At 77.2% G+C, this 4,223-nt stretch carries 3 protein-coding genes and 1 pseudogene; all 4 read right to left on the bottom strand.

Going from position 1 to position 4,223, the window contains the following annotated elements:
- Positions 1-445 (bottom strand): annotated as a pseudogene (locus DQW06_RS17845) (hypothetical protein); the annotation flags it as partial.
- 202 nt (positions 446-647) lie between these two features.
- Positions 648-1,802: an AAA family ATPase gene (locus tag DQW06_RS17850; protein WP_013153625.1), complete on the bottom strand. Its 1,155-nt coding sequence runs from the start codon at positions 1,800-1,802 to the stop codon at positions 648-650.
- Positions 1,786-2,571 (bottom strand): RNA ligase family protein, encoded by a 786-nt coding sequence (locus DQW06_RS17855; RefSeq protein ID WP_117198951.1) that lies wholly within the window; start codon positions 2,569-2,571, stop codon positions 1,786-1,788. Before DQW06_RS17855 ends, DQW06_RS17850 begins: the two co-directional genes overlap by 17 nt.
- 222 nt (positions 2,572-2,793) lie before the next feature.
- The gene (locus tag DQW06_RS17860) at positions 2,794-4,116 is read right to left on the bottom strand and encodes a DUF2786 domain-containing protein (protein WP_117198950.1); all 1,323 of its coding nucleotides are present in this window, start codon (positions 4,114-4,116) and stop codon (positions 2,794-2,796) included.
- Positions 4,117-4,223 lie beyond the last annotated feature (107 nt).

A 4,223-nucleotide genomic window follows, 5' to 3' on the forward strand; every position in this document is an offset into this window, starting at 1 on the left:
CGGCCGGATCCGCCGGGACGACCGTCGGCAGCGCCTCGGGAGCGCCGTCCGCGCCGACGCCGAGCCGGTCCAGGAGCGGTAGGGCGGCACTGTCGGTCCGGTCCTCGGGCGGCGGCGGACCGCCGGGCGCCAGGTCGACCGTGGCGATGGCGGCGCGCAGGCGGCGCGGGCTCTCCGCGGACAGTAACCGGTCCTGGTCGACCAGGAAGTCGCACCAGGTCAGCCAGGTGTCCCTGAGACTGTCGGGCACGCGGTCCCAGACGCGGACGGTACGGGCGATGTCGTGGACGTCGGCGGTGGACCAGTCCCCGGGGTCGGGAGCGCCGGCGTCCAGGTGGGCGGCCAGCAGGAAGAGCAGGCTGTCGGTGTTCAGGACGGGCCGGGGCTCGATGGTCCCGGCCCAGTCCAGGCACGCGTGCACGGCGGAGTAGATGCGCTCAGTCATTGACATACCACCCGAAGTGCCGTGAGCCACTGAAACGGGATCAGACTAACCGCGGGTCGCGGGCCCGCGCGGAAGAACGCCGAAATCACCCCTGTCCCCCGGCGAAGGCCGTCCGAAGCGGGGGAGGAGGCCGCCTACGCACGCCGAAGCACCGGTCCGGGGCCGCTCGCACCCGCGGGGCCGCCCCCGGCCCGGCGGAGCCTCAGGCGCTGGTCCACCGCAGGAGCCGGTGCGCCTCGGTCGGGTCCGGGCACTCCCAGCGCCGTACCAGGCGCTCCACGGCGGCGGCCGGGACCGGCGCCCGCCTGCGGTCCAGGCGGGCCCGCAGCACCCGGGGCGGGGCCTCGACCGAGACGATCTCCACGCGCGCCCGGTAGGCGGCCGCCAGATCCACGCACTGGTCGCGCAGCGACCGCGAGACGTTGGTGGCGTTCCACACGAACGACCGCCCCGCGCGCAGGTGCTCGCGGGCGCGCGCGTGCGCGGCCGCCGCCACCGGCCGCTGGTCGGCGGTCGGGCGCACGCCCAGCTCGGCGCGCAGCGCGTCCAGGCTCACCACCGGCACGCCCGGCCGCTCGCGCGCGATCCAGGTGTCCTTGCCCGCACCCGGCAGCCCCGACATGACGGTCACCGTCATCCGGGTGTCGTCGTGGGCGGCGTAGTCCGGGTCGCGGTCGGGCTTGCGGAAGAACCAGAACCGGGCGTGGTCGGAGGGGAACCCCCTCGGCCGGTCCAGGCACCGCTGCTCCCGGCAGTACTCGCCGTACAGCCCGATGTTCTCCAGGACCTCCGCGGTGTCGCCGCAGCGGCGGCCCAGGATGTCGGCGGTGGCCAGGAGCACCAGGTCGTCGTTGCGCGCCACCAGGCTCACCCGGAACGCGATGCGGCGCAGGTCCGGGCGCTCCAGCGCCCAGAACGGCACCTGGTGGTGGCGCACCAGGGCCGCCACGTGCTCGCGCCAGCGCACCGCCTCCAGCGGCGAGGCGGCGGCCCCGGGTTCGGCCGCGGCCTCCCACAGCAGCCGGCGCGCCAGGAGGTCCCCGCGCCGCGAGTGGCCGTGCGCGGTCACCCGGCCGTCCTCCTCCCGGCGGGTGCACAGCGGTTTGGCGACGTCGTGCAGCAGCACGGCGGCGAACAACCGCTCCCGCTCCGCGGCGGGGCGGGACCGCCACGCGGGCAGCTCGGCCAGCGCCTCGCACGCCATGCGGGTGTGCGTCTCCACGTCCCCCTCGGCGTGGTGCACCGGATCCTGTTCCACCCCGGCCAGGTCGCGCACCCACGGGAGGGCCTCGCGCACCCGCGCCCAGTCCAGGTCCCAGCGCGGCGGCGCCGGGCACAGCTCAGCGAACACCCGCATAGAGCACCTCCGGATCGGCCAGCCCGTTCGCTATCAGCGGCCGGTCCAGCCAGTGCGTTCCCGAGTCCAGGACGGCGGAGGTGAACCCCGGGCGCACCCACTTGTACCGGTCCACCGTGCGGCCGCTCTCCTCGACCTTGACGTAGAGCCCCTCCATGAGGTCGGAGCCGTCGCTCTCGGCCAGGGCGCGGCCGGGGTCGGCGCCCGCCGCCCCCGCCGCCTCGGCCAGGGCCCCGCGCCAGCCGGGGGTGCGGCAGGTGGAGGGGCCCACCAGGCGGGTCAGGTCCGCCAACCGCTCCAGCGGACCGGTGTGCAGCACGGGCACCGACACCACCGGGGCGCCCTCCAGCAGCTCCCGGCGGCGCGGCGTGGACAGGAACGCGTCCTCGCGGGTGTCGAGGACGTCGAACTCGCAGAAAAGGTGCGGCAGCGCGTCGTAGAACACGGTGTGCTTGGCGTACAGCCACTCCCCGTACAGCACGTACCGCTCGCCCAGGCGCGGCCGCAGCAGCGGAGCCACGGTCGCCGCCCAGGCCTTGAACGGGGCGAAGTGCCGCTCGCGGGGGCCGCCGGTGAGGTAGTGGCCCCGGCTCTGGAGGCGCAGCTCGCCGCCGGGGCCGAAGCTGATCCCGGCGTTGGCGCCGTCCAGCTTCTCCTCCACCACCAGGTGGCGTCCGGCCAGCGCGGAGAAGGGCACGGCCGCCAGGTCGTGGTCGCCCCTCTGGAGGCGGGAGCCCCGGATGTGCCGGGTCCGCGGGTACTTGCGCATGGCCACGGTTGTACCGGTTCGTCCTGCCGCGCGGCCACCGGTTTTCGCCGCGTCGGCCGCCGGGGCCGCACCATGCGTCCTGCCGCTCCGCGGCCCGGCCGCGTCAGCCGCCCCGGAGGGCCGGTCCTCCCGTGTCGGTCGCACCGTCCCACCGGTCGCCCCAGCCGCTCCGCCGCCCGGCCCGACCGAGGGCACCGGCCTCCCGGCGTTGTCGCGGCGGGCTCAGCGGTCCGCGACGCGGCGGTGCGCGCCCAGGGACGCGGCGTCGGCCGCCGCCAGGCCCTCGTACCAGCCGTCCTCGCTGGCGGGCCCGCGCACCCGCGAGTAGGTCAGCTCGCCGAAGGCCTCGGCCACGGCCGCCTCCACCTCGCGCTCGCGGGCGGCGAACACCGGAACCAGGTCCGTGCCGGTCTCGGCCGCGGCGGCCTCCTCAGCGGAGCGGGCCGACTCCACCAGCCGCTCACCCACCCGCACCGAGAACGCGGACATGAACGAGGCGCGGAAGGCCCTGCCCGCTGCCCTGCCGGACCGGTCGCGCACCGAACCGCTGGCCCGCATCGCCGTCTCGGCCTGCACCAGCAGCGACGTGAACATCAGGTCCACCGCCTCCACGTCGCCCGGGAAGCCCATCACCGTGCACAGCCCCAGTTCCCGGTCCCACACGGCCCGGCAGTGGTTGGCCTCGGCGACCTCGTGCAGCAGCACCGCCTTGTGCTCGTCGTAGGGCGCGTCCACCGGCAGCCGCCGCCCCGAGGCGGCCTCCGACGCCTGCCCGGGTTCCTCGGCCAGCAGGGCGCGGTCGATGCTGTGCCGGGCCATCAGCTCCTGCGCGCGGGCGCTCAGCGCCTCCGCCTCGCTGGGGAACTCCGTGGACTCGGCCTTGGCCAGCAGCGCGCGCACGCGGGCCAGCTTGCCCTGGTCCACCGCCTCCGGGGTCCGCGCGGAGCCCTCGGGCCGCGGACGGAACGCCCCCGGCGGCGGGCACAGCCGGTGCAGCGGCGGCAGCACGCGCAGCGCGGCCAGCAGCCGCAGCGCCGTCTCCACCGCCTCGAAGCGCAGCAGCCCGTGCCCGGCGCCCACGTGCGCCAGGTAGTCCCCGGTGCCGCCCCAGGCCGGGGCGGCGCCCAGTTCGCGCACCTGCGCGGTCCAGCGCGGGTCCACCGTGTCGGGGGAGTGGCGGTCGAGGTCGGCCGTCACCGCGTCGGCGCACACCGCCGCCGCCACCGGGTCCAGTACGCGGCCCGCCTGGCGGACCGTCTCGGCGGGCTGCCACCCGCGCGCCCACGCCGAGGCCACCCCCGCCAGGAGGGCGTCGCGGACGGCGCGCTCCGCCGCCCCGGCCCGCGCCGGGTCCTCGGCGTCGGCCAGGCGCGCGGCGGCCAGGTCCACGCCGCCGCCCTCCCGGCCGAGCACCAGCGCGTCGACCGCCTCCGAGACGACCCGCTCGGGGGAGTCCCCGGGCGCGGGACCGGCCCAGGGCTGGGCGCCCTGCCCGGCCGTGCGGCGGTCCCCGCCGCGCTGTCGCCCGCGGCCCTTCTTGCCCACGTGGTCCTCCGTTCGGCGCTGGTGTGCGACCAGCAGGCCATCCTACCCACCGGCGGGTCCGCGGCGGGCGGGCGCGAGCCCCGGGGAGAGGTGGCGGGGGACACCCC

Origin of the sequence: Nocardiopsis sp. TNDT3 (assembly GCF_003427465.1) — a bacterium.
Taxonomy (GTDB): Bacteria; Actinomycetota; Actinomycetes; order Streptosporangiales; family Streptosporangiaceae; genus Nocardiopsis; species Nocardiopsis dassonvillei.

Bases quoted from the DNA above. Each gene is read 5' to 3' on its own strand.
- DQW06_RS17850 (WP_013153625.1), bottom strand. From the start codon at position 1,802: ATGCGGGTGTTCGCTGAGCTGTGCCCGGCGCCGCCGCGCTGGGACCTG.
- DQW06_RS17855 (WP_117198951.1), bottom strand. From the start codon at position 2,571: ATGCGCAAGTACCCGCGGACCCGGCACATCCGGGGCTCCCGCCTCCAG.